Source organism: Mycobacterium sp. (genome assembly GCF_035499775.1).
In the GTDB taxonomy this organism is placed as follows: domain Bacteria; phylum Actinomycetota; class Actinomycetes; order Mycobacteriales; family Mycobacteriaceae; genus Mycobacterium.
In genome coordinates, this window is the sequence record NZ_DATJYB010000226.1 from 14,792 (window position 1) to 31,118 (window position 16,327).

The window sequence follows — 16,327 nt, forward strand, 5'->3', positions numbered from 1 at the left end:
GGGCCGTTGCAGTGGCGAGCCCGTCACCACGACCATACCGTTGGATGGCGGGGCATTTAGTGGACAGGCGGTCGGGATGCTGCGCCCAATTCGGTTGCAAATCAAACCCTTTCAAGAGTCGACAGAGCACATTGACGGAGCGTGGTGGCCGCGGTCCCGGCGGCTGGCCGACGAGTTGCCCGAATTGGTGACGTCGCTGTCCGAGCGACTGGGCCCGATTGCGATGGTGGGCTACCACCACGGCTGGGACGACGCGCCGACTGTACTCGAGGTCGGCGACCACCGTGTCGAGTTGCTGGGCTTCAGCAGTGACGACCCGCCCAGCGTGATCCTGATCGGGCAAGACGGTCACCATCTGACGTTGCGCGTTATCCCGCCGGACGCCAACGACCAGAGCGGCCGGCAAGCCCTGGATGAGGCACGCATCGACGAGGCGGCCATCGACGTCGTGGCGGCGGCGAACCGCGCGGCGGCCGCGCGAACCGTGTCCGACGTCGCCGACAAGCTGGCCCAGCATGAGGAGCCCGCCGACGCGCAGCGGACCGCCCAGATCAAGCAGTGGTGTGAACAGGCCGCTCAGCAGTTCGTGGACGCCCCGATACAGACCTTCGTTCCGATCCTCGTCGAACACATCGTCCGCAACCGGATGCTGGAAACCCGTGCGACAAGCACGTCCGCCGATTTTCTGTTACGTCGAGAAGCCGCTAGCCATTAGCGCGGTGACCGCTGCGACGTCGGCCGGTCCGGGCAGACCCCAGTCGGGCTTGTAGTCGAACAACTCCTCCGCTGGCACCGACTGCAAGTCGACGTCGAGAAGCTCGATGGCGTTGAGGGGAACCAGGGCGGGGTGGACCTGGCCGCAGGCACGGGCCAGGCACAGCAGTTCGAAGCGCAGCGTGGCGAGATAGTTGGCGCAGCGCACCGACTTCAATGCCGGGTCCAGACCGTGCTGCAGCCACGCCGATTGGGTGGCGACGCCGGACGGGCAGCGACCGGTGTGGCAGCGCTGGGCCTGAATGCATCCGATGGAGAACATGGCGGTCCGAGCGACATTGATCATGTCGCAGCCCATCGCCAGCGCAAGTAGGGCGTTCTCGGGGATACCGAGCTTGCCTGAGCCGATGAACACGACATCTTCGTGCCGGCCCTCCTCGGCGAAGGCTCGGTAGACGCGTGGGAAGGCCCACTTGAACGGCAGCGCGACGTGGTCGCTGAAGACCAGCGGTGCCGCGCCGGTGCCACCCTCGCCACCGTCGATGGTCACGAAGTCGACGCCCCTGCCGGTGCGGGTCATGCGTGCGGCAAGCTCGGCCCAAAACGGCCCTTCGCCGACCGCGGACTTGATGCCCACTGGCAGACCCGTCTCCGCAGCGATGCCTTCTACCAGTTCGAGCAGCCCGTCGACGTCGCTGAACGCCGAGTGCCCGGCGGGGCTCTTGCAGTCCACCCCGACCGGAATGCCCCGGATCGCGGCGATCTCCTCGGTGACTTTGGCGCCGGGCAGCATGCCGCCCAAACCGGGCTTGGCACCCTGGCTGAGCTTGATCTCAATGGCCCGGATCGACGGAGTGGCGGCCACCTGGTCGACCAGTCGGGGCAGGCTGAACGTGCCGTCCTCGTTGCGGCAGCCGAAGTACCCGGTGCCGATCTGCCAGACGAGGTCGCCACCGCTGAGGTGGTAGGGCGACACCCCGCCCTCGCCCGTCGTCTGCAGGGCACCGGCGATCGCCGCGCCCTGGTTCAGCGCGGTGACGGCGGCGCCGCCCAAGGCCCCGAAGCTCATCCCCGAGACGTTGACCAACGACGAAGGCCGGAATGCGCTTGCCCGGTTCCGCGCGCCACCGAGCACCTTTGCCGCCGGCAGCGGCACAGCCGGGTCGGGGTGGCCCGGTTCGGCGTCCGGGGCTGACACCGGGAACGCGGCGTGCTTGATGATCGCGTAGTTGTGGGCGTGCTCCAGGTCGTTGTCGGTGCCGAAGCCGAAGTAGCGGTCGGTCGACTTCGACGACGTGTACACCCAGCGCCGTTGATCACGGCTGAAAGGTCGCTCCGCATTGTTGTCGGTGACGATGTACTGGCGCAACTCCGGTCCGACCGTTTCGAGAAGGAACCGCAGGTGGCCGATGATCGGGTAGTTCCGCAGGATGGTGTGCCGGCGCTGCCATAGGTCCCAGCCCGCCAACCCGGCCATACCACCCACGGCGGCCAGCGATCGACGCTTCACGTCGAACCGAGCTCGGAGTCGGCTGCTTCGCTGCAGGCGCAGTAGAGACCCAGCAGATCGCGCGCCGAGACGATGCCGACCAGCGCACCGTCGCGCTCCACCAGGACGTGGCGGATGTAGTGGTCCATCATCCGGACCGCAACCTCGTCGGCGGTGGCCTCGGCCCTGCACCACACCAACTTGGTGCTGGCCACGTCGATGGCACGCACGGCTGCCGGATTGTCCCCACCGGCCACCACCCGGGCGACGTCGCGCTCGCTCACCAGCGCGGTGGGCCGCTCGTCGTCACCGATCACGATGGCTCCGACGTCTTGGGCGACAAGGGCTTTGGCGACGTCGGCCATGGTCGCATCAGCCGCGACGCGCGCCACCGGGTCGCCGGTAATGGTTGAAATCGGGATCAGACCCGGGGACGACCCCGGAAAGACGATGTCGGTCACGACACCATGCTGGTAGGAGCTTTGCCGTCGGTACTAGTGACCTCAGTCCTCAATTCGGGGGGTCAAACCACCCTTTCCGAGACCACTCAATTGAGCGGCACCGGCTCGAGGATCTCCGCGCGTGCCTCGGGTGCGCTGGCCCGCAACTCGTCCGCCGACACGTCGTCGGGCTGGGCCTGCGACAGTATCTCGGCCTCCACCCGCGCGTTGTAGTTGGCGACCTCACGATTGACGTCCTCGGCGCTCCACCCCAGCACCGGAGCGACCACGTCGGCCACATCGCGGGCGCAGTCGACGCCGCGGTGCGAGTATTCGATGGAGATGCGCATCCGGCGGGCCAGGATGTCCTCGAGATGCAGTGCGCCTTCGGCGGCGGCCGCATACAGCGCTTCCACCTTCAGGTAGCCCGGCGCCTCCTTGATCGGGCCGAGCAACTCGGGACGGTCTGCGGCCATGGCCAGCACCTCGTCCATCAGCGAGCCGTAGCGGTCCAGCAGATGGCGCACCCGGTAGGAATGCAGCCCCACTCGCTCGCCGACGTGCTCGACCTGGTTGATCAGCGCGAAGTACCCGTTGGCGCCCAGCAGGCTCACCTTGTCGGTGATCGACGGCGCCACCCGGGCCGGGATGAATTGCACCGCAGCGTCAATCGCGTCGGCCGCCATCACCCGGTAGGTGGTGTACTTGCCGCCCGCGATGGCGACCAGACCGGCCGCGGGCACCGCCACGGCGTGTTCCCGGGACAGCTTGGAGGTCTCGTCGCTCTCGCCGGCCAGCAGTGGGCGCAGCCCGGCATACACGCCGTCGATGTCGGCATGGGTCAGCGGAGTCGCCAGCACGGTGTTCACCGTCCCGAGGATGTAGTCGATGTCCGCCTTGGTGGCCGCCGGGTGGGCCAGGTCCAGGTTCCAGACGGTGTCGGTGGTGCCGATGATCCAGTGGCTCCCCCACGGGATGATGAACATCACCGACTTCTCGGTGCGCAAAATCATCGCGACGTCACTGACGATCCGGTCCCGCGGCACCACCACGTGCACGCCCTTGGACGCACGTACCTGAAATCGACCGCGCTGCTTGGACAACGCCTGGATTTCGTCGGTCCACACCCCAGTCGCATTGACCACCACGTGGCCGCGGACCTCGGTGATCGAGCCGTCTTCGGAGTCGCGCACCCGCACGCCGGTGACCCGGTCGCTCTCGCGCAGCAACGCGACCACCTGGGTGGAGGACCGGACGACGGCGCCGTAATGCGCGGCGGTGCGCGCGACCGTCATGGTGTGCCGGGCGTCGTCGACGACGGTGTCGTAATAGCGAATACCGCCGATCAGGGACGTCCGCTTTAACCCCGGGCTTAGTCGCAATGCGCCGGCACGGGTCAAATGCTTTTGCGCCGGAACGGATTTCGCGCCGCCCAGGGTGTCGTAGAGGAAGATGCCCGCGGCCATGTACGGGCGTTCCCAGCCCCGCTTGGTCAGTGGGAACAAGAACGGCAACGGCTTGACCAGGTGCGGTGCCAGCTTGGTCAGCGACAGCTCACGCTCGTAAAGCGCCTCGCGGACCAGCCCGAACTCCAGTTGCTCGAGGTAACGCAACCCGCCGTGGAACATCTTCGACGAGCGGCTGGATGTGCCGGACGCCAAATCCCGCGCCTCGACCAGCGCGACCTTGAGGCCGCGGGTGGCCGCGTCCAGCGCACACCCGGAGCCCACCACGCCGCCGCCGATGACCACCACGTCGAACTGCTCGGCGCCGAGTCGCTCCCAGGCCACCGCGCGTTGCTCGGGTCCCAGGGCGTGGTTTGGGCTGCTCATTCGCCGAAACTCCTGTCAGTTACTGGCCGGTAGGGCAGTGCATCAACCAGGCTAGTTCTTCAGTCGCTGTGGAGCCTTCTTTCAGTCCAGATCGTCGTGGGCCATCAGCCGCCGGGCGGCTTCGGTGACCGAACCCGACAGCGACGGGTAAACGGCCAGCGTCTGGGCCAACTCGTTGACGGTGATGCGGTTGGTCACGGCGACGGCGATCGGCAGGATCAGCTCCGAGGCGATCGGCGCCACGACCACGCCGCCGATCACCACGCCGGTGGACTTGCGGCAGAAGATCTTGACGAAACCCTGCTGCAGGCCCGACATCTTGGCCCGTGCGTTGGTCCGCAACGGCAGCATGATGGTCCGCGCGCTGAACGACCCGTCGTCGATCGCCGATTGCGGTACACCCACCGCGGCGATCTCCGGTCTGGTGAACACCGTCGCGGCCACGGTGCGCAACCGGATCGGGCTGACGCCTTCGCCTAGCGCGTGATACATCGCGATCCGGCCCTGCATCGCGGCGACCGAAGCCAGCAGCAGCAGACCGGTGCAGTCGCCCCCGGCGTAGATCCCGGGCACCGAGGTCCGCGAAACCCGGTCCACCTTCAGGTAGTCGCCTTTGGCGAGCTCGATGCCGACGCGTTCCAGGCCCAAACCGCTGGTGTTGGGCACCGAGCCGATGGTCATCAGGGCGTGGCTGCCCTCGACGGTGCGGCCGTCGGTCATGGTGACCAGGACTCCGGAGTCGGTGCGGGTGACCGACTCGGCGCGGGCGTGCTTGAACAGCTGGACGCCCCGTTCGGCGAACGACTCTTCCAGCACCAGCGCGGCATCGGCGTCCTCGTAGGGCAACACCCGGTCGCGGCTGGCCGCCACCGACACCTGCACACCCAACTCGGTGTAGGCGTGCACGAACTCGGCACCGGTCACGCCCGAACCCACCACGATCAGGTGCTCGGGCAACGCCTTCAGGTCGTAGAGCTGGCGCCAGGTCAGGATGCGTTCGCCGTCCGGCTGGGCCGACGGCAGGACCCGGGGGCTGGCGCCGGTGGCGATCAGCACCACGTCGGCGTCGTATTCGCTGGTGCTGCCGTCGGCGGCGGTCGCCTTGACGCGGTGCCGCGCCAGCCCGGGGGTGGGATCGACCAACTCGCCGCGCCCGGCGACCAACTCGACACCCGCGCTGCGCAACTGGCTGGCGATGTCGGCGGATTGCTCGCCGGCCAGCCGCTTGACTCGGGCATGGATCTGCGGCAGCAAGATCTTGGCGTCGTCAATGTCGATGTCGAAGCCCAGCCGCGGCGCCCGGCGTAGCTCGGTGCGCAGCCAGGTGGACGCGATGAACGTCTTCGACGGCACGCAGTCTTCCAGCACGGCCGCCCCGCCGATGCCATCGCAATCGATCACGGTGACATGGGCTGTGTCGGGATGTGAGGTTGCGGCGACCAAAGCGGCCTCATAGCCGGCCGGGCCTCCGCCGATGATCACGATGCGGCTCACCACAGGCATAACCTAGCTTGGCGCGGCGCCCGGCGTGCGGTAGAGCCGAGCATCATTGCCAGCTCGGCCCCTCAGGTGCGGGCCACGCGGGCAGGTCCCGTCTAAGCTTTCCCCCGTGCCGCTCTATGCCGCCTACGGGTCGAACATGCATCCCGACCAGATGCTGCAGCGCGCACCCCATTCGCCGATGGCCGGAACGGGCTGGCTGCCGGGGTGGCGGCTGACGTTCGGCGGCGAGGACATCGGCTGGGAAGGGGCGCTGGCCACCGTCGTCGAAGACCCGGATTCCAGGGTTTTCGTGGTGCTCTACGACATGACACACGCGGACGAGAAGAACCTCGACCGCTGGGAGGGCTCCGAGTTCGGCGTGCACAAGAAGATCCGCTGCCGGGTGGAGCGCGTGTCCTCAGACACCACCATCGATCCCGTCCTGGCGTGGCTGTATGTGCTGGACGCCTGGGAGGGCGGGCTGCCGTCGGCGCGCTATCTGGGAGTTATGGCCGACGCGGCCGAGATCGCCGGCGCGCCCGACGAATACGTGCATGACCTGCGCACCCGCCCGGCCCGCAATATCGGCCCTGGGACTACGGCCTAGCTGGCCTCTTGCCCTTTGCCCTTGCCGCGAGCGTGCACAGACCCGCCGCGAGCGCGCCCAAATGCACAACAAAAAGCCCCTCTCCCCGGCAATTTGCGGCCCCTCGCGGGAAACCCCCCAGACAGACCCGCCGCGAGCGCGCTCAAATGCACAACAAAAAGCCCTTCTCCCCGGCAATTTGCGGCCCCTCGCGGGAAACCCCCCAGCCCCTCGCGGCACACCTCATGCCCCTCGCGGCGCACCTTATGCCGCTCGCGCGTGCTCCAAACGCGTAGTGAGCCGCCGGACCAGTTCGGCGGGCCGGTACCTGACGTCCTCGAAAATGATCGGCACGACCACCCACCCCAGATCCAGCAGCGCGGCGGTTCGACGACGGTCCCGCACCAACGCCTCGGGCCCGCTGTGCCAGTCAAGGCCGTCGTACTCGGCGGCGACGCGATACTCGGGCCAGGCGAAATCGAGACGCCAGGTCCGGCCAGTGACGTCCACAACCTCGAACTGCAGCTCCTGCGGCGGCACTCCGCCGTCGATCATGACCAGCCGGGCCTCGCTCTCCATCGGCGACTCGGCCAGCGGGTTCGCCAAGCTCAGCAGCTCGCGGACCGTGACAATGCCCCGGCGGCCAGACTGCCTCCGGATCGCATGCTCCAGCTCGTCGCGGGTGCACGTGCCGCTGCGCAGCGCGGCGTCCAGCGTCGCCAGCACACGAGGCCGACGCAGCGAGCGCCCCACCTCGACCGCCGTCCACGCGGGCGTGGTCACCGGCCTTCCTGCGACCACGGTCAGCGGCGCGCCCTCCCGACGGTGCACTACCAGGCCGTCCGTCGGGCGCAAGCGCCGGCCGACCGGATTGAGCACATGCAAATCCGTCGGTTGCTCGGTGTCGAACCCGTAAGCCGCCGCAGCAGTACCCAGGCACGCCGCGACCGTCGTACCGGCTGCCAGGTCGAGCCCACGCAGTCGCAACCCGGGCGTCAGCTCGCCGCGGCCGTATATGCCGTGCCAAATCTTCTGCAGTGCACCGTGATTCACGCTGGATTCCAGGCCGCGGCGGGTGAGGAATGTCAAGGCCTGCCCAGCGGTGACCACTCCGCCCTGTTCGTCAAGCAGCCGACAAAGTTCCGCATGCATGCCGGGTATCTTCAGCATCCCCCGCGGCCCCGGCAATTCACCGCCGCGAGCGTCCGCAAAATGCCGGCCAAAGGGCGGTTTGCGCGTACATATGCGCGCGCTCGCGACAGATCAGAACAGGGCAGCCTGCTCGATGATGTTGACCATCACCCGCAACCCGATGGCCAGGGCCCGCTCGTCGAGGTCGAACGTCGGCTGATGCAGGTCCAACTGCGGCCCCTCGCCCGACCACACGCCCAACCTCGCCATCGCGCCCGGAATCTCCTCCAAGTACCAGGAGAAGTCCTCGCCGCCGCCGGACTGCCGGGTGTCAGCCAGCACATCCGGGCCGACAGCTTCGATCGCGTGGGTGAGGATGCGCGTCGAGACGTCTTCGTTGACCACCGGTGGCACGCCACGCCGGTATTCCACCGTGTGGTCGATCTGCAGCGGCGACAGCAGGCCCGCAACGGCGCCACGGATCATGTCCTCGAGATCCACCCACGTCTGGCGGCTGGCGGTGCGAACGGTGCCCGCCAAAACCCCGGTCTGCGGAATGGCATTGGGCGCCACACCCGCGTTGACCGCGCCCCACACCAACACGGTGCTGTTGCGCGGGTCGATGCGCCGCGACAGCACCCCGGGCAGCCCGGTGATCAGCGTGCCCAGCGCGTAGACCAGGTCGGCGGTCAGGTGCGGGCGCGACGTGTGTCCACCCGGCGAATGCAGGGTGATCTCGACCTGGTCGGCCGCCGAGGTGATGGGCCCCTGCCGGACCGCGACCTTGCCCACCTCGAGCCGTGGGTCGCAGTGCAGCGCGAAGATCCGCGACACACCGCTGATCGCGCCGGCCCCGATCGCGTCGATCGCGCCGCCGGGCATCAGCTCTTCGGCGGCCTGGAAGAGCAGCCGCACACCGACCGGCAGCTCCGGCACCGACGTCAGGGCCAGCGCCGTACCCAGCAGGATCGCGGTGTGCGCGTCATGGCCGCAGGCGTGCGCGACGTTGGGCATCGTCGAGGCATACGGCGCGCCGGTCCGCTCGGCCATCGGTAGCGCGTCCATGTCGGCGCGCAGCGCGATCCTCGGTTGATGCTCGGGCCCGAAGTCACAGGTCAGCCCCGTCCCGCCGGGCAGCACCTTGGGGTTGAGCCCCGCGTCGGCCAACCGTTCGGCGACGAACTGCGTGGTGGCGTACTCCTGCCGGCCCAGCTCCGGATAGCGGTGGATGTGCCGGCGCCAGGCGATCAGATCGTCGTAGTGGGCGGCCAGCCACGATTCGGCAGTGTCGACGAGGCTCATACCTCTACCTCACTAGCCCGCCTGAGTTGCTGAGCGGCCAGCACCCGGTCCCGTTCGGCGGGGGTCTGGGCGAGGTGGACGATCGTGCGCGCCAGCATGATCGCTCCCTCGATCACCGCGCGGTCGGCGCTGGGACTTGCGGCCGCGTCGGCGAAGGCTCGCTGATGAACCGTCGCGCCGCCCGCGTCGACGCCGATCACCGGATGAATCCCCGGCAGCGCCTGCGTCACGTTGCCCATGTCGGTGCTGCCCAGCGGAAGCCTCCACTCGACGTCGGGCGCCACCGGGTCGCGTCCGAGCCGGCGCATCTCCTCCCGGCACCGGTCGGCCAGCCAGGCGTCGGGCTTGAGTTCGGCGTATGCCGGTGCGGGAGTGCCGATTTCGTATTCGCAGCCGGCGGCCAGCGCGCCCGCGGCAAAGCAAGCGAACATCCTGCCCTCCAGCTCGCGCAGCGAGTCTATTTCGATCGCCCGCATCGCATACTGCAGCGCCGCGCGGCCCGGGATGACGTTGACGGCCTGACCGCCCTCGGTCACGATGCCGTGCACCAGTTGTCCGGGGGCCATCTGCTGCCGCAACACCCCGATGGCAACCTGCGCGACGGTTACGGCATCGGCGGCGTTGATCCCCAGATACGGTGCGACGGCGGCGTGCGATTCCTTGCCTCGGTATTCGACGGTGACCTCGGACAACGCCAGTGAGCGCGCCCCGGCCATGTCGGTCGTCCCGGGATGCACCATAACCGCGACGGCGACGTCGTCGAACGTCCCGGCCCGCAGCATCAGTACTTTGCCTCCGCCGGCCTCTTCGGCGGGAGTTCCCAGCAGTGCCACCGTCAGGCCGAGGTCGTCGGCCACCTCGGCCAGCGCCAGCGCGGTGCCCACTGCCGACGCCGCGATGATGTTGTGGCCGCAGGCATGTCCGATCTCGGGCAGCGCGTCGTACTCGGCGCACACCCCGACCACCAACGGCCCACTGCCGAAGTCCGCGCGGAAAGCGGTGTCCAAACCGGCAGCGGGCGAGGTGATTTCGAAACCACGCTCGGCGACCAGCGCCTGCGCTTTGGCGCAGCTGCGGTGTTCGGCGAACGCCAGCTCCGGCTCGGCATGGATCGAGTGGGACAACTCGACGAGATCGGCGCCGCGACGCCGCACCACATCCTCGACGATGTCCACTGCGCTGGCTTCCGGCATCTTCGCAGTATCCCACCGAGACGCGTCGGCGACGGTCAAACCCGTCCGGCGACGAATGCCGCGGCCTGGCCGGGGTAGGGCGGTGAGTCGTAGTCGTGGTGCGCATCCCGGTCGCGACCACCGACGACGCAGATCGGATCACCGGGGCTGCACAGGTCGATGGCGCGGCCGGCGAACTGGCCGGCTGTGGAAAGGGGCGTGTTGAAGCGATTGCCGGGGTTGCCGAATACCGCAACCGCCGCGACCTTGCCGGCCAGGCCGGGATCCAGCGCCGGGGCCGATCCGAAGTTGCCGATGCGCTGGCCGAGGGGCGGCACGCCCGCCAGCATCGAGACCGCGGCGGCGCCCTGCGAGAAGCCACCGAGCACCAGGTGCGTGGCAGGACACTGGCCGGCCATGAAGGCGACGTGATCCCGCGCGTCGTTGGCGGCGTCGCCGGTGGTCAGGAAGTTGTAGCTGGCCTGATAGTTCACCGCGTACGCCTGAACGGTGCGCGAGCCGAGAGCAGGCTGCAGCGCGGCGAACAGCGCGTCGCCGATCTGCCCCAAGCCGGGCGGCTCGGCGGTGCCGCGGGCGAAGATGAGCTCGACATCCGGACACCCGTCGGCTGCTGCCGTCGGTGCCCGCCCGCTGATGATCGTTACCACGGCGACAGCGACGGCCAGGCCGACCAGCGGCCACCCACGAAGACCCATACGGCAGATCCTCACATATACCCGCGCTCGCCATCGCGCCGCTAGGCTCGCCCAGTGTGACCCCCGGCGAGCTCGCACGGATCGCGGCACAGGTGATCGCCGAACGCACCGAGACACCCGAGCACGACGTCGCAATCGTTCTCGGGTCCGGCTGGGCTCCGGCCGTCGCGGCGCTGGGCACCCCGACCGCCGTGCTACCCATGGCCGAACTGCCTGGGTTCACGCCGCCGAGCGCAGTGGGGCACAGCGGCCAGCTGATGTCGATGCGGATCGGTGGGCAACGGGTTTTGGTGCTGGCCGGCCGCTTGCACCCATACGAGGGCCATGACCTGTGCCACGTCGTGCACCCGGTGCGGGCGGCCTGTGCGGCGGGGGCGCGCATCGTCGTGCTGACCAACGCGGCCGGCGGACTGCGTGCAGACATGCAGGTCGGCCAGCCGGTGCTGATCAGCGACCACCTCAACATGACCGCGCAGTCGCCGTTGGTCGGCGCGGAGTTCGTCGACCTGACCGACGCCTACTCGCCGTGGTTGCGCCGGCTGGCCCGCGAGGCCGATCCGGGCCTGGCCGAAGGCGTCTACGCGGGCATGCCGGGGCCGCATTACGAGACGCCCGCCGAAATCCGCATGCTGAAACTGCTGGGCGCCGACCTGGTCGGCATGTCGACGGTGCACGAGACCATCGCGGCCCGGGCGGCAGGTGCCGAGGTGCTGGGCGTCTCGCTGGTGACCAACCTGGCAGCCGGGATCAGCGGTGAACCGATCAGTCACGCCGAGGTGCTCGCGGCGGGCGCCGCGTCGGCGACCCGGATCGGCTCCCTGCTGGCGGATGTCATAGCCAAAGTGCCGTGACGCCCGAGGAGTGGATCGCGCACGACCCCGACCCGGCGACGGCCGCTGAGCTCGCCGCGTGTGGTCCTGACGAACTGGCGGCGCGATTCGCCCGGCCGCTGACGTTCGGCACCGCGGGATTACGCGGGCCGGTACGCGGCGGACCGGACGCGATGAACCTCGCGGTGGTGTCGCGCGCCAGCTGGGCGGTGGCACAGGTGCTCAAGGAGCAAGAGCGGGCCGGTGCGGTGGTGATCGTCGGCCGTGACGCCCGGCACGGCTCCGCGGCATTCGCGGCCGCGACGGCGGAAGTTATTGCCGCTGAGGGCTTTTCCGTGCTGATGCTGCCCGATCCGGCGCCTACGCCGGTGCTGGCGTTCGCGGTGCGCCACACCGGCGCCGCCGCCGGAATGCAGATCACCGCGTCGCACAACCCACCGTCCGACAACGGCTACAAGGTGTACTTCGACGGCGGCGTCCAGATCGTCTCGCCCACCGACCGCCAGATCGAAGCGGCCATGTCCGCCGCTCCCCCGGCCGACCAGATCGCCCGCCGGCCAGTCGAACCCGCCAACGCCGACCTGCTCGACCGCTACATCGACCGCGCGGCGACGGTGCGACGCGGCACCGGCACGGTCCGGGTAGCCCTGACGCCGCTGCACGGTGTGGGCGGCGCGGTGGCCGTCGAGACACTGCGCCGCGCCGGGTTCCGCGACGTACACACCGTCGCCAGCCAGTTCGCGCCGGACCCCGACTTCCCCACCGTCGCGTTCCCCAATCCCGAGGAGCCCGGCGCCGCCGACGCCTTGCTAGCCCTGGCCGAGGACGTCGCCGCCGATGTGGCGATCGCCCTGGATCCCGACGCGGACCGGTGCGCCGTCGGGATACCGACCGCGCAGGGCTGGCGGATGCTCTCGGGCGACGAAACCGGTTGGCTGCTGGGCGATTACATCTTGAGGCGTCAGACTGGACATTCGGTCGTGGCCAGCACCGTGGTGTCGTCGCGGATGCTCGCCGCGATCGCGGCGCACTACAGCGCCGTGCACGTCGAGACCCTCACCGGCTTCAAATGGCTGGCGCGCGCCGACGCGGGCCTGCCCGCCGGCACCCTGGTGTACGCCTACGAGGAAGCGATCGGGCACTGCGTCGACCCCGCCGCCGTGCGCGACAAGGACGGCATCAGCGCGGCGGTGTTGTTCTGCGATCTGGTGGCCGAGCTGAAAAGTCGGGGCCGTTCGGTGCCCGACCTGCTCGACGAGCTGGCCCGACGACATGGCGTGCACGACGTTGCCGCGGTGTCACGCCGGGTCGCCGACGCGGACGAGGCCGCCGCCCTGATGCAACGGCTTCGGGCGGACCCGCCGAGCCGGCTGGGTGGATTCACCGCGAACATGACCGACATCACCGACGCGCTGATCTTCACCGGCGGCGACGACGACATGTCGGCCAGGGTGGTGGTGCGGCCGTCGGGAACCGAACCAAAGCTGAAGTGCTACTTGGAAGTTCGCTGCGCGGTGACCGCGGACCTGGAGACCGCCCGGGAGCGGGCGCGCACGCTGCGGGACGAGCTGGTCGCCGCGGTGAAAGGCTGGTGAGCTAGCGCGGCCCGAACTGGCGGTCGCCCGCGTCACCCAAACCTGGCACTATGTAGGCGATCTCGTTGAGCCCGTCGTCGACCGCCGCGGTGAACAACCGCAAATTCGGCGCGATTTTCTCAACGGCCGCAAGACCTTCCGGCGCGGCGACCACACAGAGCACGGTGATGTCCGTCGCGCCGCGGCGCAGCAACAGCCCGATGGTGTGCGTCATCGAGCCGCCGGTGGCCAGCATGGGGTCCAGCACCATCACCGGCAGGTCGGAGAGGTCGTCGGGCAGCGACTCCAGGTACGGCACCGGCTGCGCGGTTTCCTCGTCGCGGGCCACGCCGACGAAGCCCACCCGGGACTCCGGTATCGCAGCGTGCGCCTCGTACACCATGCCCAGCCCGGCCCGCAGCACCGGGACCAGCAGCGGCGGCTTGGCCAGCCGCGACCCCACCGTCTCTGCCAACGGCGTGCGTATCGGGACCGGCGCGCTGGGCGCGTCCCGGGTGGCCTCGTAGACCAGCATCAGCGTGAGTTCACGCAACGCGGCCCGGAACGCGGCGTTGTCGGTGCGCTCGTCGCGCAGCGCGGTCAATCGCGCAGCGGCCAGTGGGTGGTCGATGACGCTTACGTCCACGGCTTTGGAGCCTAATGGCGATCGCAAGCACGGCGAAGCCGGGCGCAGCGGGTCGCCGTCATCCAGCCCGGCGATCGCAAGCACGGCGAAGCCGGGCGCAGCGGGTCGCCGTCATCCAGCCCGGGTAACGATCCGAAGAAGCTCCGCTGACACGCTTTCGTCCGTCCGGTCGGCGGCCCAAAACCGCCCATATACTCCCCGGATGCGAGCCCTGCGGCTGTTCTGCGCGGTGGCGGCGATCGGGGTGCTGGCCTTCCCCTGGGGTACGACTGCCGCTCGACTGCGCCTTGCGGCGGCCACTCTTCCGACGCCCGACCACGTGGTGATCGTGGTGGAGGAGAACCGCTCACAGGCCAGCATCATCGGCAACAAGTCGGCTCCGTTCATCAACGCACTGGCCGCGGGCGGGGCGATGATGACCCAGTCATTCGCCGAAACACATCCCAGCGAGCCGAACTACTTGGCACTGTTCGCGGGCGACACGTTCGGTCTGGCGAAAGACAGCTGCCCGGTCAACGGCGGTGCCCTGCCCAATCTCGGCTCTGAGCTACTGGCCGCCGGTCACACCTTCGTGGGATTCGCCGAAGGCCTGCCGGCGGCCGGCTCGACGGTCTGCGGTGCGGGCAAGTACGCGCGCAAGCATGTGCCCTGGGCCAACTTCAGCAACGTACCGCCGGCGAACTCGCTGCCGTTCTCGGCGTTTCCGTCCGGGAACTTCGCCAGCCTGCCGACGGTGTCGTTCGTCATCCCCGACAACGACAACAACATGCACGACGGCTCGATCGCCCAGGGCGACGCGTGGCTGAACCGTCAGCTGTCCGGCTACGCCAACTGGGCCAAGTCCAACAACAGCCTGCTGATCGTCACCTGGGACGAGGACGACCAATCCGGTGTTCAAGGCAGTCGTAACCAGATCCCGACGGTCTTCTACGGCGCACACGTGCAGCCGGGGACCTACAACGAGCAGATCAACCACTACAACGTGCTCGCCACGCTGGAGCAGATGTACGGGCTGCCCAAGACGGGCAATGCGGCGAACGCCCCGGTCATCGCCACCATCTGGGGCGGGTAACCACTACCGGAACGGGCGCCGCGCCGGGTCGTCGCTATTCTGTGCCGCATGGTTGCTGCTCTCGTGCCCATCCGCCTGAGCCTGTCCGACGGTGACCGCTACACGGTGTGGGCACCCCGCTGGCGCGACTCCGGCGACGAGTGGGAGGCGTTTCTGGGCAAGGATGACGACCTGTTCGGCTTCGAGACCGTCGCTGACCTGGTCGCGTTCGTACGCTCCGACTCCGACAACGATCTCGTCGACCACCCCGCCTGGAAGGTCCTGACCGAGGCTCACGCGCATAGCTTCGAACCGGACGACGACAAGGAGTTCGACCTGGTCGCTGTCGAGGAGCTGGTGTCCGAGAAACCCACCGAGGCGTCGGTGACCTCGCTTGCGGCCACCCTGGCGATCGTGTCGTCCATCGGATCGGTGTGCGAGCTGGCCGCGGTGTCCAAGTTCTTCAACGGCAACCCGACGCTGGGCACGGTCTCGGGCGGACTTTCGAACTTCACCGGCAAGGCAGGCCAGAAGCGCTGGAATGCGCTCGCTGAGATCATCGGCCGCAGCTGGGACGACGTGCTCGGCGCGATCGACAAGATCGTCAGCACGCCGGAGGTCGACGAAAAGGAATCGGAAAAGGCCGCCGACGAGCTGGCCGAAGAGCCCGAGGAAGAGGAAGAGGCGGAAGAAGAAGAGGCCGACACGGACGAGGCCGACGAGGCCGACGAGGCCGACGAGACGGACGACACCGACGAGAGCGACGAGAGCGACGAGACCGACGAGACCGGCGAGACCGAAGAAGCTGAAGACGAGGACGCAGAGGACGAAGAAGCCGAAGAAGACGATGCCGAAGAAGACGAACAAGACGAAGAGGAGGAGGACCGCGCGGCGGGCGACACCGTCGTGCTGGGCAGCGACGAGGACTTCTGGCTGCAGGTGGGCATCGACCCGATCCAGATCATGACCGGTGCGGGCACCTTCTACACGCTTCGGTGCTACTTCGACGATCGCCCGATCTTCCTGGGCCGCAACGGCCGGATCAGCGTGTTCAGCTCCGAGCGATCCCTGGCGCGCTATCTCGCCGACGAGCACGACCACGACTTGTCCGATCTGAGCACCTACGACGACATCCGCACCGCCGCCACCGACGGCTCGCTTGCGGTCGACGTGACCGACGACAACGTCTACGTGCTGAGTGGGCTGTCCGACGATTTCGGGGACGGGCCGGACGCCGTGGACCGCGAGCAGCTCGACCTGGCGGTCGAACTGCTCCGCGACATCGGTGCGTACTCCGAGGAGACCACGGTCGACAAGGCGCTGGAAACCAGCCGGCCGCTGGGCAAGCTGGTGGCCTACGTG

At 68.7% G+C, this 16,327-nt stretch carries 14 protein-coding genes and 1 pseudogene; 6 read left to right on the forward strand and 9 right to left on the reverse strand.

Annotation, left to right across the window (positions count from 1 at the left end):
• The first annotated feature begins 76 nt into the window (after nt 1-76).
• Nucleotides 77-715, forward strand: a complete 639-nt coding sequence (locus tag VML93_RS15140; protein WP_325611817.1) for a DUF5994 family protein — start codon at nt 77-79, stop codon at nt 713-715.
• Here VML93_RS15140 and VML93_RS15145 read toward each other — a convergent pair.
• From VML93_RS15145 to VML93_RS15160, 4 genes and pseudogenes are all read right to left on the reverse strand, one after another.
• Nucleotides 689-2,224 (reverse strand): FMN-binding glutamate synthase family protein, encoded by a 1,536-nt coding sequence (locus tag VML93_RS15145; RefSeq protein ID WP_325611819.1) that lies wholly within the window; start codon nt 2,222-2,224, stop codon nt 689-691. The two genes, VML93_RS15140 and VML93_RS15145, sit on opposite strands and share 27 nt — an antisense overlap.
• Nucleotides 2,221-2,664 (reverse strand): cyclic nucleotide-binding/CBS domain-containing protein, encoded by a 444-nt coding sequence (locus VML93_RS15150; RefSeq protein WP_325611820.1) that lies wholly within the window; start codon nt 2,662-2,664, stop codon nt 2,221-2,223. Before VML93_RS15150 ends, VML93_RS15145 begins: the two co-directional genes overlap by 4 nt.
• Nucleotides 2,665-2,750: 86 nt before the next feature.
• Nucleotides 2,751-4,475 (reverse strand): glycerol-3-phosphate dehydrogenase/oxidase, encoded by a 1,725-nt coding sequence (locus VML93_RS15155; RefSeq protein WP_325611821.1) that lies wholly within the window; start codon nt 4,473-4,475, stop codon nt 2,751-2,753.
• Nucleotides 4,476-4,494: 19 nt separating this feature from the next.
• Nucleotides 4,495-5,972, reverse strand: a pseudogene (locus tag VML93_RS15160) (NAD(P)H-quinone dehydrogenase).
• Nucleotides 5,973-6,084: 112 nt separating this feature from the next.
• Here VML93_RS15160 and VML93_RS15165 point away from each other — a divergent pair.
• Nucleotides 6,085-6,564, forward strand: coding sequence for a gamma-glutamylcyclotransferase (locus VML93_RS15165; RefSeq protein ID WP_325611824.1), 480 nt, complete (start codon nt 6,085-6,087; stop codon nt 6,562-6,564).
• A 243-nt stretch (nt 6,565-6,807) separates the two neighbouring features.
• Here the strand turns inward: VML93_RS15165 and VML93_RS15170 are convergent, their stop codons facing one another.
• The 4 genes from VML93_RS15170 to VML93_RS15185 form a co-directional block, all read right to left on the reverse strand.
• Nucleotides 6,808-7,695, reverse strand: a complete 888-nt coding sequence (locus VML93_RS15170) for a hypothetical protein (protein ID WP_325611825.1) — start codon at nt 7,693-7,695, stop codon at nt 6,808-6,810.
• 111 nt (nt 7,696-7,806) lie between these two features.
• Entirely contained in the window at nt 7,807-8,976 is a 1,170-nt protein-coding gene (locus VML93_RS15175; RefSeq protein WP_325611826.1) for a M20 family metallopeptidase, read from the reverse strand.
• On the reverse strand, nt 8,973-10,169 hold the full coding sequence (locus VML93_RS15180; protein ID WP_325611828.1) for a M20 family metallopeptidase: 1,197 nt from the start codon (nt 10,167-10,169) through the stop codon (nt 8,973-8,975). The genes VML93_RS15175 and VML93_RS15180 overlap by 4 nt, the downstream gene beginning before the upstream one ends.
• Nucleotides 10,170-10,204: 35 nt before the next feature.
• Nucleotides 10,205-10,864 carry a cutinase family protein gene (locus VML93_RS15185; protein ID WP_325611829.1) on the reverse strand — a complete coding sequence of 220 codons (660 nt, stop codon included), beginning with the start codon at nt 10,862-10,864 and terminating at the stop codon, nt 10,205-10,207.
• A gap of 56 nt (nt 10,865-10,920) precedes the next feature.
• On the opposite strand from VML93_RS15185, the gene VML93_RS15190 reads away from it, so the two are divergent.
• On the forward strand, nt 10,921-11,715 hold the full coding sequence (locus tag VML93_RS15190) for a purine-nucleoside phosphorylase (RefSeq protein ID WP_325611831.1): 795 nt from the start codon (nt 10,921-10,923) through the stop codon (nt 11,713-11,715).
• A complete protein-coding gene (locus VML93_RS15195) occupies nt 11,712-13,289 on the forward strand; it encodes a phospho-sugar mutase (RefSeq protein WP_325611833.1) in 1,578 nt (525 codons plus the stop codon). The genes VML93_RS15190 and VML93_RS15195 overlap by 4 nt, the downstream gene beginning before the upstream one ends.
• Before the next feature lies 1 nt (nt 13,290).
• Here the strand turns inward: VML93_RS15195 and upp are convergent, their stop codons facing one another.
• A complete protein-coding gene (upp, locus tag VML93_RS15200) occupies nt 13,291-13,914 on the reverse strand; it encodes a uracil phosphoribosyltransferase (protein WP_325611835.1) in 624 nt (207 codons plus the stop codon).
• A gap of 202 nt (nt 13,915-14,116) precedes the next feature.
• On the opposite strand from upp, the gene VML93_RS15205 reads away from it, so the two are divergent.
• Both VML93_RS15205 and VML93_RS15210 read left to right on the forward strand, forming a co-directional pair.
• A complete protein-coding gene (locus VML93_RS15205) occupies nt 14,117-14,986 on the forward strand; it encodes an alkaline phosphatase family protein (RefSeq protein WP_325611837.1) in 870 nt (289 codons plus the stop codon).
• Nucleotides 14,987-15,034: 48 nt separating this feature from the next.
• Nucleotides 15,035-16,327: primosomal protein (locus VML93_RS15210; protein WP_325611839.1), on the forward strand; the 1,293-nt coding region annotated here is incomplete at its 3' end.